Source organism: Pacificimonas sp. ICDLI1SI03 (assembly GCF_054740865.1).
The window spans coordinates 1,885,648-1,903,317 of sequence record NZ_JBSQAU010000001.1 but is presented as its reverse complement, the minus strand read 5'-3'; the positions used below and the strand labels follow the sequence as shown (position 1 = coordinate 1,903,317).

The 17,670-nt window shown below is 62.3% G+C and carries 17 protein-coding genes; 15 read left to right on the top strand and 2 right to left on the bottom strand.

The window, feature by feature from the left end:
- Window positions 1-62 precede the first annotated feature (62 nt).
- The 4 genes from ACSMXM_RS09270 (at window position 63) to ACSMXM_RS09255 (ending at window position 5,437) form a co-directional block, all read left to right on the top strand.
- A complete protein-coding gene (locus ACSMXM_RS09270) occupies window positions 63-2,177 on the top strand; it encodes a TonB-dependent receptor (protein WP_460315668.1) in 2,115 nt (704 codons plus the stop codon).
- Window positions 2,177-3,592: an alkaline phosphatase gene (locus ACSMXM_RS09265; RefSeq protein WP_460315667.1), complete on the top strand. Its 1,416-nt coding sequence runs from the start codon at window positions 2,177-2,179 to the stop codon at window positions 3,590-3,592. Before ACSMXM_RS09270 ends, ACSMXM_RS09265 begins: the two co-directional genes overlap by 1 nt.
- 68 nt (window positions 3,593-3,660) lie before the next feature.
- Window positions 3,661-3,873 (top strand): dodecin, encoded by a 213-nt coding sequence (locus ACSMXM_RS09260; RefSeq protein WP_460315666.1) that lies wholly within the window; start codon window positions 3,661-3,663, stop codon window positions 3,871-3,873.
- 73 nt (window positions 3,874-3,946) lie between these two features.
- On the top strand, window positions 3,947-5,437 hold the full coding sequence (locus ACSMXM_RS09255) for a sensor histidine kinase (RefSeq protein WP_460315665.1): 1,491 nt from the start codon (window positions 3,947-3,949) through the stop codon (window positions 5,435-5,437).
- A 138-nt stretch (window positions 5,438-5,575) separates the two neighbouring features.
- Here ACSMXM_RS09255 and ctrA read toward each other — a convergent pair whose 3' ends face one another.
- Window positions 5,576-6,289 (bottom strand): response regulator transcription factor CtrA, encoded by a 714-nt coding sequence (gene ctrA / locus ACSMXM_RS09250; RefSeq protein ID WP_460315664.1) that lies wholly within the window; start codon window positions 6,287-6,289, stop codon window positions 5,576-5,578.
- Between the two features lie 379 nt (window positions 6,290-6,668).
- On the opposite strand from ctrA, the gene ruvB reads away from it, so the two are divergent.
- The 10 genes from ruvB to ACSMXM_RS09200 all read left to right on the top strand — a co-directional run bounded on the left by ruvB (window position 6,669) and on the right by ACSMXM_RS09200 (window position 16,368).
- Window positions 6,669-7,691 (top strand): Holliday junction branch migration DNA helicase RuvB, encoded by a 1,023-nt coding sequence (gene ruvB / locus ACSMXM_RS09245; protein WP_460315663.1) that lies wholly within the window; start codon window positions 6,669-6,671, stop codon window positions 7,689-7,691.
- Window positions 7,692-7,801: 110 nt separating this feature from the next.
- Window positions 7,802-8,125, top strand: a complete 324-nt coding sequence (locus ACSMXM_RS09240) for a YbaN family protein (protein WP_460316391.1) — start codon at window positions 7,802-7,804, stop codon at window positions 8,123-8,125.
- A 76-nt stretch (window positions 8,126-8,201) separates the two neighbouring features.
- Window positions 8,202-10,613 (top strand): ligase-associated DNA damage response DEXH box helicase, encoded by a 2,412-nt coding sequence (locus ACSMXM_RS09235; protein ID WP_460315662.1) that lies wholly within the window; start codon window positions 8,202-8,204, stop codon window positions 10,611-10,613.
- Window positions 10,614-10,702: 89 nt separating this feature from the next.
- Window positions 10,703-11,701, top strand: a complete 999-nt coding sequence (locus ACSMXM_RS09230) for an aspartyl protease family protein (RefSeq protein ID WP_460315661.1) — start codon at window positions 10,703-10,705, stop codon at window positions 11,699-11,701.
- 14 nt (window positions 11,702-11,715) lie between these two features.
- On the top strand, window positions 11,716-12,381 hold the full coding sequence (gene pdeM, locus ACSMXM_RS09225; protein WP_460315660.1) for a ligase-associated DNA damage response endonuclease PdeM: 666 nt from the start codon (window positions 11,716-11,718) through the stop codon (window positions 12,379-12,381).
- 114 nt (window positions 12,382-12,495) lie between these two features.
- A complete protein-coding gene (gene cobA / locus ACSMXM_RS09220) occupies window positions 12,496-13,263 on the top strand; it encodes a uroporphyrinogen-III C-methyltransferase (protein ID WP_460315659.1) in 768 nt (255 codons plus the stop codon).
- Window positions 13,260-13,535 (top strand): DUF2849 domain-containing protein, encoded by a 276-nt coding sequence (locus tag ACSMXM_RS09215; protein ID WP_460315658.1) that lies wholly within the window; start codon window positions 13,260-13,262, stop codon window positions 13,533-13,535. Before cobA ends, ACSMXM_RS09215 begins: the two co-directional genes overlap by 4 nt.
- Before the next feature lie 8 nt (window positions 13,536-13,543).
- Window positions 13,544-15,166 (top strand): nitrite/sulfite reductase, encoded by a 1,623-nt coding sequence (locus ACSMXM_RS09210; RefSeq protein WP_460316390.1) that lies wholly within the window; start codon window positions 13,544-13,546, stop codon window positions 15,164-15,166.
- Window positions 15,159-15,605 carry a DUF934 domain-containing protein gene (locus tag ACSMXM_RS09205; RefSeq protein WP_460315657.1) on the top strand — a complete coding sequence of 149 codons (447 nt, stop codon included), beginning with the start codon at window positions 15,159-15,161 and terminating at the stop codon, window positions 15,603-15,605. Before ACSMXM_RS09210 ends, ACSMXM_RS09205 begins: the two co-directional genes overlap by 8 nt.
- Window positions 15,598-16,368 carry a phosphoadenylyl-sulfate reductase gene (locus ACSMXM_RS09200; RefSeq protein ID WP_460315656.1) on the top strand — a complete coding sequence of 257 codons (771 nt, stop codon included), beginning with the start codon at window positions 15,598-15,600 and terminating at the stop codon, window positions 16,366-16,368. The genes ACSMXM_RS09205 and ACSMXM_RS09200 overlap by 8 nt, the downstream gene beginning before the upstream one ends.
- A gap of 51 nt (window positions 16,369-16,419) precedes the next feature.
- On the opposite strand, the gene ACSMXM_RS09195 is transcribed toward ACSMXM_RS09200, so the two are convergent.
- Entirely contained in the window at window positions 16,420-16,875 is a 456-nt protein-coding gene (locus ACSMXM_RS09195) for a PA2169 family four-helix-bundle protein (RefSeq protein WP_460315655.1), read from the bottom strand.
- Window positions 16,876-17,076: 201 nt separating this feature from the next.
- Here ACSMXM_RS09195 and ACSMXM_RS09190 point away from each other — a divergent pair, with 201 nt between their 5' ends.
- Entirely contained in the window at window positions 17,077-17,226 is a 150-nt protein-coding gene (locus tag ACSMXM_RS09190; protein WP_460315654.1) for a hypothetical protein, read from the top strand.
- The last annotated feature ends 444 nt before the right edge of the window (window positions 17,227-17,670 follow it).

Genomic DNA, 17,670 nt, shown 5'->3' with positions numbered 1-17,670 from the left:
TTGCCGTTCTCTCGCAGGGCAGTAACAGGAGCCGGGACAGTATTTTCCCACAGGATTTCCCCATGCGATTTCGCGCCTCGCTGCTTCTGTTCGCCTCGATAATGGCGGCCCCCGTGATCGCGCAGGATGCCCCTGCACCGGCTGATTCCGATCCCTTTGCCGCGGTGCCTGACCAGATGCAGGCAGCCGGTACGCCGAACGATGCCTCGCTGGTGATCCTGAACAGGGATCTCCTGGAAGTTCTTTATCTGACGGAGCCAACGGAAATCGTCTCTCATGCACCGAATGCGGTCGCTGTGACGACGCCGGGATTTGGGTCGGGGAATTTCTATACCGTTCGCGGGCTTCGGGATGTCGGCACCTATGTCGACGGGGTCCGCCTGACGCGGCAGGAGGCCAATCATCTGGGCCTGTTTCAGATACAGCAGGCGACCGTGGCGACCGGACCCAGGCCGATGCTGGGCGCCCAGCAATCTGCCAACGGCTCGGTAGAATTTGCCCTGCGCCGGCCGGGGCGGGAAACCCATGGCTGGTTCGAGGGCTATTATGGTGAATTCGACCGACTGGCGCTTCGCGGGGCGATCGACGCCGTTACCGCCAATGAGGTCTTTGGCCTGACGGTGGAGGGTTATTATCAGGATACGGATGGTTATGTCGACAATCTGACCACCGGCGACCGCCTGAATCAGGAGGATCGCCATGGTGGACGCCTCGCCATGCGCCTCTCGCCTGCTGCAAATATCGAATGGAATTTGGCCGCTGCGTTCCTGCACGACGAGTCGCTGAATATCCTGAACTTCGACTGCGATCAGCGGTGCGACGATCGCTATGCAACGACCGGGCTGGGGGTTAGCCAGCCGGATCAGGGCGCCGCCTTTGCCGATCTGGGCTTTGCCGGGGACCGCGCGCGCAGGGGCCTTGGCAATGATCTCGATACGTTTCTTGTTACATCCGATTTCCTGTGGACGGGTAACGGGATCGAACTGCGCCTGCTGACCGGTTTTGTAGATCAGAGTCAGGAATCGGCCATCGATTATGCTGACGGGCGCAGCGCCGTAAGGTCTGGCGGGGCATTGCCAGCGGAGCGGGGTCTGGCGACCGGCGGACTGGTCCGGGTCGCCGATGAGGACCTGACCGAGTTCAGCCAGGATGTGGCGCTGGGCTTCGATCTGGCCAGTGGCGTTAAACTAACCATTGGCGCAGCGGCATTTGAGCGCGATGAAGACGGCGATGTAGGAAACTTCTTCGTCGATGCGGGCGGCGCGGCGCCGCAGATACTCGGACTCACCGATGCACCCTTCGATACCAAGGTGAAGGGCCGCTCCCTGCGTGCTGGCGTCAGCTACGGCACGGGAACTCCGTTGGAGCTGACCGCCGGCTTGCGGTACAGCGACGAGGACATCAGTGGCACCGGTTTCCGGGATTTTGGCGCCGACGAATGGTCGGGGCTTGTTTCCGCCCGCTATGCGCTGTCGAATGCCGCCGCGATCTTTGCGAGCGCCAGCCGCGGCGTATCCTCTCTCGATGCGGGTGCATTCGGAGCGAACCCCCGTGGCCCCGAAACCAATTGGACCTATGAAGGCGGCGTCGAGGCGGGACTGTTCGGCGGCGCGCTGGCGGCCCGCCTGAAAGGTTTCTATCTGGATGCTCAGAATGTGCGGGCGCTGCCCGGCTTCGGCGGCTTTGACATCGCCAACCCGGTACGCGACATGACCAATTACGGGGCCGAGGCCAGTATGCGGGCGGCGCCATTCCGGGGATTGAATCTTTCGGGCGCCGTGGGCTGGCAGAATGCCGACTTCGAAGATGGCAATGACGTTCAGCCGGTTGGGATGGATCCCCTTTATGCCCCTGACCTGACCGCTAACGGACAGATCAGCTATGACTGGTACATCGCGCGGGCGGAAAGCTTCGTAACCCCGTCGATCGGGTTCGAATATCGCGACGACATGGCGGTGGCCGCCGGTCCGGTGTTCGATACGGGCGGCGGTACGACGGCGGATGGCCGCGTGCTCATGAACGCCGGCATCTCCCTGCGCACCGATGATGATTGGTGGATCGTCTCCATCGAATGCGACAATTGTCTCGACGAGACATATGTCGACACCGCCGCCGCAGGCTTCGCCTATCTGGGCAAGCCGATGACATGGATGTTCCGCGCCAGAAGGAAGTTCTGATGTTTCGCTTGCTTGCCGCCCTCGCTTTGTGCGCGACGCCGGTTGCCGCCCAGGAAAAGCCGAAAAACGTGATCGTCATGATCGCGGACGGCGCCGGATATAATATGCTGGCGGCGACGCGCATGTGGACGGGGGCGAAGCTGTTCGCTGACGGAGGCGAGTGGCAGCGTGCGTCTCTGGCGACCTATGCCCTCCGGAACGGACCGGAGGGGGAGGGGCAGGATCCAGACCTGGTCTATACCAGCGAAAAGGCATGGGACGTGCGTCCCCTGTCGGGGGATTCCGAATGTGCAACCGGCTATGCTGCCGGGTTTGCGGGCTATGAATGGCATCGCTGCACCCATCCTGACAGTGCGAACACGATGTCTGCGATGGTAACGGGCACGCGCACCTATAATGGGGCCGTGAACGTAGACGGCTCCGGTACGCCAGAGCTTTCGGCTGCTGAAACCGCCAAAGCCACCGGCCGCCGCGTTGGCAGCATTACGACGGTGCCGTTCAGCCACGCCACGCCGGCTGCTGGCGGCGGCGCGCATAATGTCAGCCGTAATAATTATCATGAAATAGCAGCAGAAATGTTGGAATCGCCGACGCTCGACTTCATTGCCGGCGGTGGTCATCCCAACTTTGATTCCGATGGAGAGCCGGTCGGTGAGGGAGCCGCCGCTGCGGAACGATTCCGCTGGCTGTCATCAGAAAGCTGGTCGGCGTTGAACGATGGCTCATCCGGGTGGACGTTGATCCAGACCCGCGATGAAATTGACGATCTGGGCCGTTACGGCGGCGATGATCGCGTGATCGTCTTGCCACCGGTTGCAGCGGCGATGCAGGTGGAGCGCGCTGCGGCTGAAGGGCACGACCCGAAAACCGATGCGCCGGGAGAGGCGAAGCTGTTGACAACGGTGCCGTCCCTGACGGAACTGGCCGAGGCCGCCATGACGCATCTGGACCAGGAGCGCGGCTTCTTCCTGTCTATCGAAGGGGGCGCCGTCGACTGGGCGATGCACGCAAACATGCTGGGCCGCGCCATTGAAGAATATGAGGATTTCGACGCAGCCGTTGCTGCGGTCGCCGCGTGGCTGGACGACCCTGCCACCCCGGCTTCATGGGAAAATACACTGGTGATCGTGACCGCCGACCATGATCATTTGCTGTTCGGTCCCGATGTCGATGAACCGTTCCAGCCGCTGGAATGGCACGGAGCGGGCGCAATGCCGGGCTATCGCTGGTGGTCCAATTCCCATTCCGCGCAGTTGGTGCCTTTCTTTGCGAGGGGCGCCGGAGCGGATCGCCTCATCACCGAAGCCGACGAGGTGGACCAGATGCGCAGCGCCGATGGCACTGCGCGCGGTCGCGGACGATATTTGACGCAGCCGGAGATGGGTGCCGCGATACTTGAACTGCTCTCCCGCTAATCGCGCGGACCTTTCGCGCGCCTGAGCGTTGTTGTCCTCGGAAACAAGTAACTGGAAAGAGGCCGAACATGTCCGATAATGTCTATGCTGTCACCGAACTGGTCGGGACATCTGAAACCAGCATCGACGATGCCATTCGCGGAGCCGTTGAACGTGCCTCCGAAACGCTGAAGAACCTCGACTGGTTTGAAATGACCGGCGTTCGCGGGCACATTGTCGACGGAAAGGTCGAGCACTTCCAGGTCGCCGTGAAAATCGGCTTTCGGCACGAAAGCGTCTGACCGGCGCTTCTTGACGCAGTGTCGCCTTCGCATGGGGTATCCGACGGCTGCGTAGCGCGATAGAGGGGCGCCGATGCAGATCGACGACCCTCCCATGGCAACCGACCGGGAAGAGGAACGGCTCTCCGTACTCAGGGAGCTGAGAGTCCTCGACTCGGTTGCGGAGGAAGCGACCGATGCAACCGCGCGGGCGGCGGCGCGGGCCTTTGACGCGCCAGTCGGGCTGATCACGCTGGTCGAAAAAGATCGCCAGTGGTTCAAGGCTCGCCACGGGACAGAGCTGACCGAGACACCCCGCGATATTTCCTTTTGCACCTATGCGATCCAGCAGCCGGACAGGGTGATGGTTGTACCCGACGCGCAGGAGGATCCGCGCCTTCGAAACAATCCGCTGGTCACCGGCGACTTTCACCTGCGCTTCTATGCCGGAGCGCCGATCATCGTGAGGGGGCAGCCGGTGGGCACGCTCTGTATTCTCGATACGGAACCCCGCCACGATATCGGCGATAATCTGATTGAGATGCTTGGGGATCTGGCCCGCGTCGTTGCTCTAGGTCTCGAAACACGCCTGCTGACGGAGCGGGCTGAGCGGCTGGAAGCCGAGCAGCATGTCGGCAACGCCCGTTTTGCTCTCGCACTGGAAGCGGCGGACATGAGCGTCTGGAGTTGGGACGTCGACAGCGGCCTGCTGACCGATTTCGGAAGGGGCGATGACACTTCAGGCATGGGCAGCATGACGCCGAAGGACTTCTTGGATGCCGTCCACGACAATGATCGCTATGCCGTTATCGATGCCTTTGCCGCGGCCCGTTCCGGCGCCGAGGAATTCCGTGCCGAATTCCGTATGGCGCACGATCCCGAACGCTGGCTTCTGTCGGTAGGCCGCACCATTCGCCGCAACGCCGACGGTCGCGTTATGAGCGTGACGGGCGTTCAAACCGACATTACCGCCCAGAAACGCCACGATGCCGTGCTGGAAACGACGACGCAGGAAATGCGTCATCGCGTGAACAATCTGATCGGGCTGGCGGATGCCCTGGCGGGCCGGACCGCTCGCGAGACAGAGAGCAAAGAGGACTTCCTTGCGCTCTACCGGTCCAGGTTGCAGGCGCTGGCGCGCACGCAGCGCATGCTGATGTCGGGGGAGGGCGGCGCGAAACTGACCGATTTGGCGGAGGCCGTCATTGCCCCCTTCCGACGCCAGGACCGCTCAGTCCTGATCCTGAACCTGCCGGATGTCGTCGTTACAAACGCCATCACCCAGGTATTGACCCTCGCCTTTCATGAACTGACGACGAATGCCCTGAAATATGGCGCCCTGCGCTGGCCTACCGGAAAGATTGACGTCGTAGGCCGCATGGAGGGCGAAACGCTCTACATAGACTGGAGCGAATTTGTGAACGACGCGGCAAATTCAGCCCCGTTCGACGATTATGTAGAGATCGCCTCCTCAAACAGCGGGAAATCCATCGTGGAGCGCATGGTGGGGGCGCATGGCGGAACGATCACGTTCGACTTCGGCGAGAATGGGCTGATTGCCAAACTGATGCTGCCGCTGGAATAATCGGATCGAACTGCGTGTGACGCCCCTGGTGTACGGCATGATTTGGTCGGGCACCCCATCGGATCCCTGACATACAAAAACGGCCCGCCCTTCGGTGGAAGTGGCGGGCCGTCGGTTTTCTGTACGGTCAAGCGGGCGTCAGGCCGCGACTGCTTCGTCGGCCGATCCTTCCTCACCCTCGGGATCGCGCAGAACATATCCACGGCCCCAGACGGTTTCGATGTAGTTCTCGCCCTCGCAGGCGGCCGACAGCTTCTTCCTGAGCTTGCAGATGAAGACGTCGATGATCTTCAGTTCCGGTTCGTCCATGCCGCCATAAAGGTGGTTCAGGAACATCTCCTTTGTCAGCGTTGTGGACTTGCGAAGGGAAAGCAGCTCCAGCATCGCATATTCCTTGCCGGTCAGGTGCACACGGCTGCCGTTTACGTCGACGGTCTTGGTGTCCAGATTGACGGCCAGCTTGCCCGTCTTGATGATCGACTGGCTGTGGCCCTTCGAACGGCGGACGACCGCCTGAATACGTGCGACCAGTTCGTCCTTGTGAAACGGCTTCGTCAGGTAATCGTCGGCGCCAAAGCCCAGTCCGCGAATTTTGGATTCGACGGTGTCTTCCCCGGTCAGGATCAGCACGGGGGTACCGACCTTTGACAGGCGGAGTTTCTTCAGGACGTCGTAGCCGTGCATGTCGGGCAGGCCGAGGTCCAGCAGGATAATGTCGTAATCATAGAGCTTGCCCAGATCTATGCCTTCTTCGCCCAGATCAGTGGTGTAGACATTAAAGCCCTGGCCCTGCAGCATCATCTCTATGGCGTTCGAAATGTTCTGGTCGTCCTCGATCAACAGTACGCGCATTGAATGCCCCTTTGCTTCGAAACTGACGTGACGGCCGCTGTGCCGCCTTTGATTGCGTTAACCATGTGCCTTATCGTTTATAAAGGTTAACGGGCGGTAAAAGGTTAACGCCGGTCCAATCATGTGGCTCTTCGGCAACATTTCTTGGACCTGGCAGAGAGCGGCAAAGGGGGGAGCGCGCAGGAAGAGCCTTTTGAATAAATCGGTTTCGGACGAACAATCTGCTTATCCCTGCAGATATAGGCGCATTCGGACAAAGATAACGGCATCCGATTCGCCGCGCCTCTTGCCTGCACCCAACACGGGCATCCTGGATCTGCCACCCAGATTTCGGCAGCTTTGATTCCCATTCGAACTACCCATCTGCTAAGTGTCCAACATGTCCGAGCCCGACCGCGTTATCGCGCCGATCCGCAAGCCTGAAGACGTCGATTCTGCCCTACGTCCGCAGAGGCTGGAGGAATTCGTGGGGCAGGAGGCCGCACGTGGAAATCTGCGTGTCTTTATAGAGGCGGCGCGTGGCCGTGCGGAGGCGCTGGATCACGTCCTGTTCTTTGGACCGCCGGGTCTTGGCAAGACGACTCTGGCACAGATCGTGGCGCGCGAACTGGGTGTGGGTTTTCGGGCCACGTCCGGTCCCGTTATCGCCAAGGCAGGCGATCTTGCCGCGATCCTGACAAACCTGGAACCCAACGATGTTCTGTTCATCGATGAGATCCACCGCCTCTCCCCTGCGGTCGAGGAAATCCTCTATCCCGCCATGGAGGATCGTGCCCTCGACATCATGATAGGAGAGGGGCCATCCGCGCGCAGCGTGAAGATCGACCTGCCGCCGTTCACGCTGGTGGGCGCGACGACGCGGTCCGGCTTGCTGACGACGCCGCTGCGCGACCGGTTCGGCATTCCGGTGCGCCTGAACTTCTACACGCCGGCAGAGCTGGAACAGGTGGTGTCGCGGGCGGCACGCCTGCTCGACATGCCATTGCAGGCTGATGGCGCAGAAGAGATTGCGCGGCGCGCACGGGGCACGCCGCGCATCGCGGGCAGGTTGCTGCGCCGTGTGCGCGATTTTGCCTCGGTCGCGGGTGAAGATCGCATCACGCGCAGCGTCGCAGACCGCGCGCTGATGCGGCTGGAGGTCGATGCACTGGGCCTGGATGCCATGGACCGGCGATATCTGAATGTCATCGCGGAGGATTATGGTGGCGGCCCGGTAGGCGTGGAAACGCTGGCTGCCGCCCTTTCCGAACCGCGCGACACGATTGAGGATGTTATCGAGCCCTATCTGATCCAGATCGGCCTGCTGGCACGGACCGCACGCGGGCGACAGATGAACGGCAAGGCATGGACGCATCTGGGCCTCACCCCGCCGACTGGCGCCGACGGACAGCTGGATCTGTAGCGATCATGAGCCCTGAAAAGCCGGAGGAGCCGGAACGGAACGCCGACGCTCCTCCCGAAATAGAGTCTACTGTGCCCGCCCACTTTCGTCGCCTATGGTTTGCTGGCGGCATGGTTTGCCTGGCGCTGGGGGTGATCGGTGCGATCCTTCCGATCATGCCCACTGTCATCTTCCTGATCGGAGCGGCGGCCTGTTTCGCGCGCTCCAATCCGGTTTGGGAAGCGCGGCTGGTGCAGCATCCGATATTCGGCCCGCATATCCGCGCCTGGCGCGAACGCCGGGCCATCAGCCGAAAGGGTAAATGGGCGGCGACGCTGGGCCTGATCGGGGGCAGCGCATTCAGCCTCATCTTCCTGCCAATGCCGTGGGCGATGGTCACGCCGTCCGTCACCGTGATCCTGTCCCCCTGGATCTGGACCCGCCCGGAACATTAGGAGGTGGGCCGCACTCCTTTTCAGATTGCAGCGCGGCGCCGCCGGACCCTTGGGTAAATCAGGACGTTCAGTCCACATGAAGCAACTGCCCCCCCAGATCCGCGACTGGTTCGACGGTCGCGGCTGGCGGTTGCGGCAGCACCAGATAGACATGATCGCGGCGGCGGGGGCCGGTCGCGATGCGCTGCTGGTGGCAGCAACCGGGGCGGGCAAAACGCTGGCCGGCTTTCTGGCGAGCATCGCCGAACTGATCGAACAGCCGGATTTCGAGGGGCTGCACACGCTCTATGTGTCGCCGCTAAAGGCGCTGGCGGTCGATGTTCAGCGCAATCTGCTGGAGCCCGTCGAGGAAATGGGCCTCGACATTCGCATCGAAACCCGCACCGGCGATACCCCCTCCGATCGCAAGGCGAGGCAACGTGCGCGCCCGCCGCACATTCTGTTGACGACGCCGGAATCGCTGTCCCTGCTGCTGTCCTATCCCGAAAGCGCGACGATGTTCGCCAATTTGCGAACGATCATCGTCGACGAGGTGCATGCCTTTGCGCCGACGAAGCGGGGCGACCTGCTGGCGTTGTCCATGGCACGGCTGCAGACGCTGGCACCGGCCATGCGGCGGGTCGCGCTGACCGCGACGGTGAAGGATCCCGACGGCTTTCGCGGCTGGCTGTCGTCCGACGGCGATTATGAAGGCGTGGACCTTGTTCGCGGCGAACCCGGCGCGAAGGCGGATATCCGCATTCTGTTGCCAGAGGACCGCGTACCATGGTCGGGCCATAGCGGTCGCTATGCCGCCGCCCAGGTAATGGCAGAGATAGAGGCGCATGACCTTACGCTGGTCTTTTGCAACACGCGCAGTCTCGCCGAGCTGATCTTTCAGGATCTGTGGGCGGTGAACGATCGCAATTTGCCGCTTGGCATTCATCACGGGTCGCTGGGGGTCGAGGCCCGCCGCAAGGTTGAGGCGGCGATGGCCTCCGGGCGGCTGCGCGGCCTCGTCTGCACCGCCAGTCTGGATCTGGGCGTCGACTGGGGCGATGTCGATCTGGTGATCCAGATGGGCGCCCCGAAAGGCTCGTCCCGGCTGTTACAGCGGATCGGCCGCGCCAATCACCGCCTGGATGAGGCGTCGCAGGCGATCATCGTTCCCGGCAATCGCTTCGAGTATCTTGAGGCGCGGGCGGCGCTTGATGCGGTCGACGCCGGCGAACTGGACGAGGATATCTGGCGTCCCGGCGCGCTAGACGTGCTGGCGCAGCACATCATGGCCGTCGCCTGCGCGGGGCCATTCGCAGCCGACCATATGTACCGGGAGGTGCGGACGGCGGCGCCCTATGCCACGCTTTCACGTGATATATTCGACCGCGTATTGGGCTTCATCGAATCCGGCGGTTATGCGCTACGCGCCTATGACAGGTACCGCCGCATCCGCCTGGGGCCGGATGGCCTGTGGCGCGTCTCCCACCCCAAATTCACGAAGCAGCATCGATTGAATGCCGGCATTATCGTCGATGCCCCCCTGCTTGACGTGCGTTTCCGCAATGGGCGCAGGCTGGGGACGGTGGAGGAATATTTTGCCTCCACGATGCGGCCGGGCGACACCTTCTATTTTGCGGGTCTGGCGCTGGAGGTGGAGGGCATAAAGGATGCCGACCTGTTCGTACGCGCGACGTCGCGGCCTGCCCGCATTCCCACCTATGTCGGCGCGCGCATGCCGCTTACCACGAACCTCGCCAATCGTGTGCGGCACTTCCTGCACGAGCCGCAGGAATGGCGGCGCTTTCCCCAAGACGTCCGCGAATGGCTGGAGATGCAACAGATGCGCAGTGTCCTGCCTGCGCCCAACGAACTCCTCGTGGAAACCTTCCCGCGCGAGGGGCGGCATTACATGGTCGCCTACAGCTTTGAAGGGTGGAACGCGCACCAGTCGCTGGGCATGCTGATCACCCGCCGCATGGAAACCATGGGCCTGTCGCCGATCGGGTTCGTTTCGAACGACTACGCTTTTGCCTGCTACAGCATGAAGCCGGTGGAGGATCCGCGTCCGCTATTTTCCGCCGACATTCTGGAGGAGGAACTGATCGAATGGATCCAGACCAGCCATTTGCTGAAGCGCGCCTTTCGCGAGGTGGCGGTGATCGGCGGCCTGATAGAGCGGCACATTCCCGGCAAGCGCAAGACAGGGCGCCAGGTCACCTTTTCCACCGACCTGATCTATGATGTCCTAAGGAAATACGAGCCCGACCACATGCTGCTCAGCGCCGCGTGGGAGGATGCGAAGGGCCGGCTGACGGATATCGGGCGTCTGGCGGACCTGCTGGAGCGTGCGCCCTCCACGATGGTGCATCGACAATTGGACCGCGTCAGCCCGCTTGCGGTTCCCGTGCTCGTCCTGATCGGGCGGGAGCGGGTGGCCACCGGCACCGTCGACGATGAACTTTTGATCGAGGCGGAGACGCTGGCGCAGGAAGCGATGCGCGCCGCCTAGCCGATATCCGTCGTTCCGCTTGCGCCGGTTTGGCTTGACGTTTGACCGATTTAGGCGTTCCATATCCGCCGCCTGGGGAGGCCGTCGGTATGTCTCAAGTCGGTAGAAGCATTAGGATCCTGCTGGCGCCGCTGCTGGCGCTGATGACGGCGTCCGCCGTATCGGCAGACCCCGTGCCCATTGATCCGGCCGGCGATCTGCAACTGCAATTAGGCGCCGATGATAGTGACAGGATGACCGTACCCGTGATGGTGAACGGTCGCGGCCCCTATCCATTCGTTATCGATACGGGGGCGGAGCGGACCATGATCAGCTCCGAGCTTGCCGCCGACCTCGGAATCGAGCCGGACGGGACAGCGGTCATCCATACGATTTCCGGTCTGCATCAGGTCGCGTTGTTCCAGATTGAAAGCCTCGACGTGTCCGGACAGGGCGTTCGCAGCATCCGTGCGCCTGCGGTACCGATGGCGCGTCTGGGGGCCATTGGTTTGCTCGGACTCGACAGCCTGCACTCTTCACGCGTTTTGTTTGACGTGCATGACGATGTCATGAGCGTCCGACCCGCTACGCCCCCGGAAAAGGCCAGCAAGCGCCGCCGCGGCGAGGACCGTGGGGTCATCGTGATCACGGCGAAAAGCCTTCGGGGGCGGCTCATCTTTACGGAGGCTGAGCTGAACGGCGTTCCCGTGCGGGTGGTGGTCGATACCGGCGCGGAGGTAACGATCGGCAATAGTGCGCTGCGCAAAGCTCTGAAGCGCCAGCAAAAACTAGGAGAGCGCATCGACCTGATCGGCGTGGTTGGCGACATCATGGCTGCCGACCTGACCGAAATGCGCAGTCTGCGGCTTCAGGGCATGACTATAATGGGGGGCAATATCGCCTATAGCGAGGCACCCGTTTTCGCCGAATTGGGGCTTGAGGACCAGCCGGCCATCCTGCTTGGCATGGGAACCATCCGCGCTTTCCGGCAGGTCGCCATCGACTTTCCCAATCGACAGGTCAGTTTTTTTCTGAACCCGGCGGCGGGGGTGGGGCCTGCCCTCGGCCTGAATTGCGGTTTTAGTCGTATTGCAGGCCGAACATGCTGACGGCATAAGGGGGCATGGTTCCCCTTTCGTTCGCTGGACATGACCTGACCCCCCTGCCGGATGGCGCGCTGTGGTGGCGCGCCCGGCGGGCGCTGTTGCTGGCGGATCTGCATCTGGAAAAGGCGAGCTGGTACGCGGCGCGGGGGCAGATGCTGCCACCCTATGACAGCCTGAAAACACTGGAGGATGTGGCGGCGGTCGTTGCCGCGACAGGTGCGCGGGAGGTCTGGTGCCTGGGCGACAGTTTTCACGATCGCGACGGGTGCGATCGTTTGCCCGCCGATGCGCGGGCGCTGCTGACCGGGATGACGGCACGACTGGACTGGACCTGGATCACCGGGAATCACGATGCCGGCTTTGCCGATGCGTGCGGTGGCACTGTCGTTGAAGAGGCGCTGGTCGACGGTCTGCTGCTGCGGCACGAGGCTGTACCCGGTGAAACGCGCCCTGAACTGAGTGGCCATTTCCATCCCAAGCTGCGCCTGCGCGTGCGCGGCCGGGGCGTCTCGCGGCGTTGCTTTGTCGTTGGAGAGCGGAAGATCATCCTGCCGGCCTTTGGCGCATTGACCGGGGGCCTCGATGCTGGCGCGCTGCCCATATTGCAGGCTGTCGGCGGCGGCGCGGTCAGCGCGCTCATTCCCACGGCGGAAAAGCTGCTGCGTTTCCCGTTGGCCGCCTGACCGTCCAGCATTGCGATGCCATTGGCGGGCGTCGACGCCTGTTCGGAAGATCGCTTTTGCCAGGCAAAGAAACGCTTGGTTGCGCATATGACGGGCTGTGATCATGTTATCGGCATGGACAAAGAAGGCCAGATCATACTCGTAGGCGCGGGGCCGGGCGACGCGGACCTGTTGACGGTTCGCGCGGTGCGGGCACTGCAGGCTGCGGACGTGGTCGTCCATGACGGCCTTGTGTCGGACGATGTTTTGGCGCTCGCCGATCCGCATGCGCGGCTTATTTCCGTGGCGAAGCGCCGCGCTCGTCATACCTTGCCGCAAGAGGAGATTGGCGCGCTGCTGGTTCGCGAGGCGCAGGCCGGTCACAAGGTGGTCCGGCTGAAGGGCGGGGATCCGTTCGTGTTCGGACGCGGCGGTGAGGAAGTCGAAGCCGCTCAGGCCGCAGGCTTGAGCGTCGAAATCGTGCCCGGTATTTCCTCCGCCCTCGGCGCAGCGGCGGCGGCACAGATGCCGCTCACCCATCGCGACCATGCCTCTACCGTCAGTTTTGTCGCGGGTCAGTGCAAGGGCCTCAGCGAGCAGAATTGGGCGGGACTGGCGGGCAAGGGCCGGACGCTTGTCATCTTCATGGGCGTTGCAACGTCCGCCGCCATTGCCGATAAGCTGATGGATGACGGCCTCTCGCCCGATACACCCGTTGCGGTTATCGAGCGGGCGACGCTGCCCACAATGCGCGTATTGCGATCGCTGCTGGCTGACCTGCCGCTTCTGATTGAGCGGGAAGGCGTGAAGAGCCCGGCATTGATTGTGGTTGGCGATGTGGCCCGTCTGGGCGTCGATAGTGAAGTTTTGATGGAGACCTTGTCCGTGGAGACCCGCGCGTGATCATTTTGACCGGTAACGACCTGAAGACCGGCGATGTCGTCTGGTGGGACGGCGAGGGATGGTCGCGGCACCTCGCCGATGCGGTGGATGCCGGCGATCAGGCAGAGGCGATCATGGCGCGCGAAGAGGCCGCGCGCCGCGTCAATGCAGTTTATGAAATCGAGGGCGAGCAGACCGCGGAAGGACCGCGTCCCGCCCATATCAAGGATCGCGTGCGGGGACGGGGGCCGACCGTGCGCCCCGACCTCGGCGTACAGGCGGAAGCGAACTGATGGCAACGATGTACAAATATGACGATTACGACCAGACCATGGTCGACGCACGAGTTGCGGAATTTCGTGACCAGACCGCGCGGCGTCTGGCCGGCGATCTGACGGAGGACCAGTTCAAGCCCCTGCGCCTGATGAACGGCCTCTATCTGCAACTGCATGCCTATATGCTGCGGGTCGCGGTGCCCTATGGCACGCTGTCCGGCGCACAGATGCATATGCTGGCGACGATCGCGCGCAAATATGACAAGGGCTACGGCCATTTCACGACCCGCCAGAACATCCAGTATAACTGGATCCAGCTAAAGGACGCGCCCGATATTCTGGCCGATCTCGCGACGGTCGAAATGCACGCGATCCAGACCTCCGGCAATTGCATCCGCAACATCTCCAGCGACCAGTTCGCAGGTGTCGCGGCGGACGAGGTCGTTGATCCGCGTCCCTATGCGGAACTGCTGCGCCAATGGTCCAGCTTCCATCCGGAATTCTCCTATCTGCCGCGCAAGTTCAAGATTGCGGTCATTGCGTCCGATGAGGATCGCGCGGCGATGCGCCTGCACGACATCGGCATTCAGATGGTCGAGAAAGACGGTGCGCTGGGCGCCAAATTCTTCGCGGGCGGCGGCATGGGCCGAACCCCGATGATCGGCCCGTGCGTGCGCGAATTCGTACCGGTAGACGAGCTTATTTCCTTCTCTGAGGCGGTCTTGCGCGTCTACAACCGCTATGGCCGGCGCGATAATAAGTACAAGGCACGCATCAAGATTCTCGTACACGAGATGGGAATTGACGCGTTCCGTGCAGAGGTAGACGCCGAATATGAGAAGATGCAGCCTCTCGATCTGGAGCCGCCCCGTGCGGAACTGAAGCGGATCGAAGCATTTTTTGCGCCCCCCGCCTATGAGGCGGCGGAGGACGGATATGATCTCTCTGACCCCGACTTCGCGATATGGGCGGAAACGAACCTGTTTCCGCACAAGGTGCCCGGCTATGCCGCCGCGACCATCAGCTTGAAGCCGGTTGGCGGCATTCCGGGCGATGCGAGCGCCGACCAGATGGACCTGATCGCCGATCTTGCCGCGCGCTATTCGATGGATGAGGTGCGGGTCACGCATGCACAGAATCTGGTGCTTCCCAATGTGAAGCAGGCAGACCTCTATGCCTTGTGGCAGGAGCTGGACGGCGCCGGACTGGCGCCTGCCAATCTGGACCGGGCCAGCGATATAATTGCCTGCCCTGGCCTCGATTATTGCAGTCTTGCCAATGCCCGTTCGATCCCCATTGCGCAGCGCCTGGCGGAGCGGCTTGCGCCAGTGGAACGCAGGCTGGGCGATCTGCAGATCAAGATTTCCGGCTGCATCAATGCCTGCGGCCATCATCACGCCGGACATATCGGCATATTGGGCGTCGATAAGAAGGGCGTCGAATCCTACCAATTGCTGCTTGGCGGCAGCGCGGCGGAGGATGTCAGCCTTGCCAAGATCACCGGTCCGGGTTTCGACGAGCACGGCATTGTCGATGCTGTGGAGACGGTAACGAACCTTTATGAAAGCGAACGCCAGGATGGCGAACGCTTCCTGGATACTTATCGCCGTCTCGGCATGGCACCGTTCAAGGAGGCGCTTTATGGCTGAGCAGCAGAATAACAAAGGCAGCTGGCCGCGTTATCGCGACGATGCCCCCGTCAATTCCCCTGCTGTAACGCTGGAAGCCTTCGTGGAGCAGTCCGACGCCGTTGCCGTGCGTATCGAACCCGGCGCGGATGTGCGTGAGCTGATCCCCCATCTGGGCCGCATTAAGCTTGTCGAGATCGGTTTTCCCGTGTTCGGCGACGGCCGCAACTATTCCGCTGCGCGTATTCTGCGGGAAGAGGGGTATCAGGGGGAAATTCGTGCAGAGGGCGATGTTCTTCTGGATCAGATCGCCTTCATGCGGCGCTGCGGCGTGGACAGTTTTGCGCCTGCTGAACCGATCGCGGCAGAGGCGGCCGAGCGCGCGCTGGGATTCTGGCCCGAGGTCTATCAGCCGGCGGCGGACGCCCGCACCCCGATTTGGGCAAAACGGCATGGCTGAGGCGGCCCTGGCCCCCTCCCTGGTGCGTGAACGTGATCGCCTCGACCTCGGCTATACCGACGCCGATGCGGCTGCGCTCAATGCTGAGCTGTCCGATCTCGACACGCATGCCTTCCTGGATGCAATCCTGTCAGAGATTGCAGCCGGGGAGTTGGCGGTCGTGTCCTCTTTTGGTGCCGAAAGCGCTGTGTTGCTTGATTTGGTTGCTGCCGTGGATCCGGGGCTTCCGGTGCTTTTTCTGGAAACCGGCAAGCATTTCCCGGAGACGCTTGCCTATCGCGACGAACTGATCCGGCGGCTGGGTCTGACCGACGTGCGGTCTTTGACGCCCGATCCTGCCGATCTGGCGGCCAAGGACGATAAGGGCCTGCGCTGGTCCTATGATCCCGATGGGTGCTGCGAATTGCGCAAGGTGAAGCCGCTGGAGCGGGCCATGAAGGAATTCCGCGGCTCCATTACCGGGCGGAAGGCTTTTCAGAATGATTTGCGTTCAAAACTGCCCCGGGTCGAGGCGGAGAATGGACGGCTGAAAATCAATCCGATCATCCACTGGTCGGCGGGGGATATCGCCGCGCATTTCGAGGCGCGAAACCTGCCACGCCACCCGCTGGAGGCGGAGGGGTATCCCTCCATCGGCTGCGCGCCCTGCACATCCAAGGTGCGGCCCGGCGAAGATCCGCGCAGCGGCCGCTGGAGGGGGTGGGACAAGACCGAATGCGGTATCCACGTCGATGGCGAAGCGAGCGAGCTGCCGACCTTCTGATCCGCCGCGCGCCCGTCTTGCGCCACCCCACCCCCTTAAGAACGAACGATGTTATGCGGCGCGTTCGTACCGCTGTTCCAGCATATCCGTCAGCTTTTCACCTTCTGCGATTTCGGCGAAGGCGGTCTTTATTGCGCCGAGCGCCTGCGGGTCGTCGTTCAGCAGGCCACCGTCGATGGCGGCTGCGAACTTGTCCTTGATGTAATCCTCGCCCTCTTCGACATTGTCGGTGGCAGCCTTGTCGCTGTCGCTGAAGCGGTCGGTGATCTTTGTCCAGATACGGTGCAGATCGCCGAGCATGGTGCCGTCGGGATCGCGGGGTTCGCCGCCCAGGCGCACGATTTCCTTATTCAGCGTATTGACGGTGGCGCGGCGCTTTTCGGCCTGGGAGCTGAAGGTGCTTTTCAGGCCGGGATTGGTTGCCCGCTGGGCGGCGAGCTCATAGCCCTTGATGCTGTCCACGGCGGTGTCGGTGAGGGTGTTGAGGGTCGTCAGAACGGTATTCATAAAGTCTCCTTCGGGTCTGAATGGGTTTCCAGACCAACGAGGGACCGGCCGTATCGTTGCATTTGCGACCGGGCGAGCAGCGGTATCATTCTGCTTTTGCAACAAAAATGCGACGAACGGTTCGCCGAATGCTGCAACATTATCAGGGGCCTAGCGTTACATCATCTGTCGGCACCATGCCGGCGTTGTGGAGTCAGTAATATGGCAGACCAGAAGAGCAGTTCGGGCCAGAAGAAGCAGCAGGGCGCGAACGATCAGAACCGGAAGAGCGACCAGCAGCAGCAGGAACGCTCCACCCCGAAATCCGGAAAAGCAGGCCAGAAACCGTCGCAAAAGAAGCAGATGAGCTGACGCCCCTGGCGATGAAGAGGGCCGCGCCCGGATTTCCGGACGCGGCCCTTTTTGTTGGGCGCCGCCCTGGATTTTGCCGCCCGACAGGCCCGGATTCCGGCCGTTTACCCGAACCGCACAGCCCCCCGAACCGGACAATCCGCACACTCAGCGCGCATGTGCGCGCGCACACGTGCGAGAGCGCGGGCGTAGCCTGTGCCCCGGGGAGCAGGCGAGATAGCGAACGCGGCGAGAGCGGCGGCGATGGTGGCGATAATCGCGGCGGCGCTCCGCGAAAGTAGGCTGCCGCCAGCGTTCCCAGCTTTTACGTTGCGGGTCGAGCGAGGGGCGGGCGTGCGGTCAGCGATCATGGGTCGAAGAGTGCGGATGAAAATCCTATTTTTCAACAGGCTGCACATGCGGCGCGATGGTTTCGGCGGCCGGTGTGGCGTGCTTGCACCGAAT

Coding starts and splice junctions, on each gene's coding strand:
- cobA (WP_460315659.1), top strand. CDS start 12,496: ATGGACAAAGAAGGCCAGATCATACTCGTAGGCGCGGGGCCGGGCGAC.
- ACSMXM_RS09255 (WP_460315665.1), top strand. CDS start 3,947: ATGCAGATCGACGACCCTCCCATGGCAACCGACCGGGAAGAGGAACGG.
- ACSMXM_RS09195 (WP_460315655.1), bottom strand. CDS start 16,875: ATGAATACCGTTCTGACGACCCTCAACACCCTCACCGACACCGCCGTG.
- ACSMXM_RS09240 (WP_460316391.1), top strand. CDS start 7,802: ATGGTTTGCCTGGCGCTGGGGGTGATCGGTGCGATCCTTCCGATCATG.
- ACSMXM_RS09210 (WP_460316390.1), top strand. CDS start 13,544: ATGTACAAATATGACGATTACGACCAGACCATGGTCGACGCACGAGTT.
- ctrA (WP_460315664.1), bottom strand. CDS start 6,289: ATGCGCGTACTGTTGATCGAGGACGACCAGAACATTTCGAACGCCATA.
- ACSMXM_RS09190 (WP_460315654.1), top strand. CDS start 17,077: ATGGCAGACCAGAAGAGCAGTTCGGGCCAGAAGAAGCAGCAGGGCGCG.
- ACSMXM_RS09200 (WP_460315656.1), top strand. CDS start 15,598: ATGGCTGAGGCGGCCCTGGCCCCCTCCCTGGTGCGTGAACGTGATCGC.
- ACSMXM_RS09235 (WP_460315662.1), top strand. CDS start 8,202: ATGAAGCAACTGCCCCCCCAGATCCGCGACTGGTTCGACGGTCGCGGC.
- ruvB (WP_460315663.1), top strand. CDS start 6,669: ATGTCCGAGCCCGACCGCGTTATCGCGCCGATCCGCAAGCCTGAAGAC.
- ACSMXM_RS09260 (WP_460315666.1), top strand. CDS start 3,661: ATGTCCGATAATGTCTATGCTGTCACCGAACTGGTCGGGACATCTGAA.
- ACSMXM_RS09205 (WP_460315657.1), top strand. CDS start 15,159: ATGGCTGAGCAGCAGAATAACAAAGGCAGCTGGCCGCGTTATCGCGAC.
- ACSMXM_RS09265 (WP_460315667.1), top strand. CDS start 2,177: ATGTTTCGCTTGCTTGCCGCCCTCGCTTTGTGCGCGACGCCGGTTGCC.
- ACSMXM_RS09230 (WP_460315661.1), top strand. CDS start 10,703: ATGTCTCAAGTCGGTAGAAGCATTAGGATCCTGCTGGCGCCGCTGCTG.
- ACSMXM_RS09270 (WP_460315668.1), top strand. CDS start 63: ATGCGATTTCGCGCCTCGCTGCTTCTGTTCGCCTCGATAATGGCGGCC.
- pdeM (WP_460315660.1), top strand. CDS start 11,716: ATGGTTCCCCTTTCGTTCGCTGGACATGACCTGACCCCCCTGCCGGAT.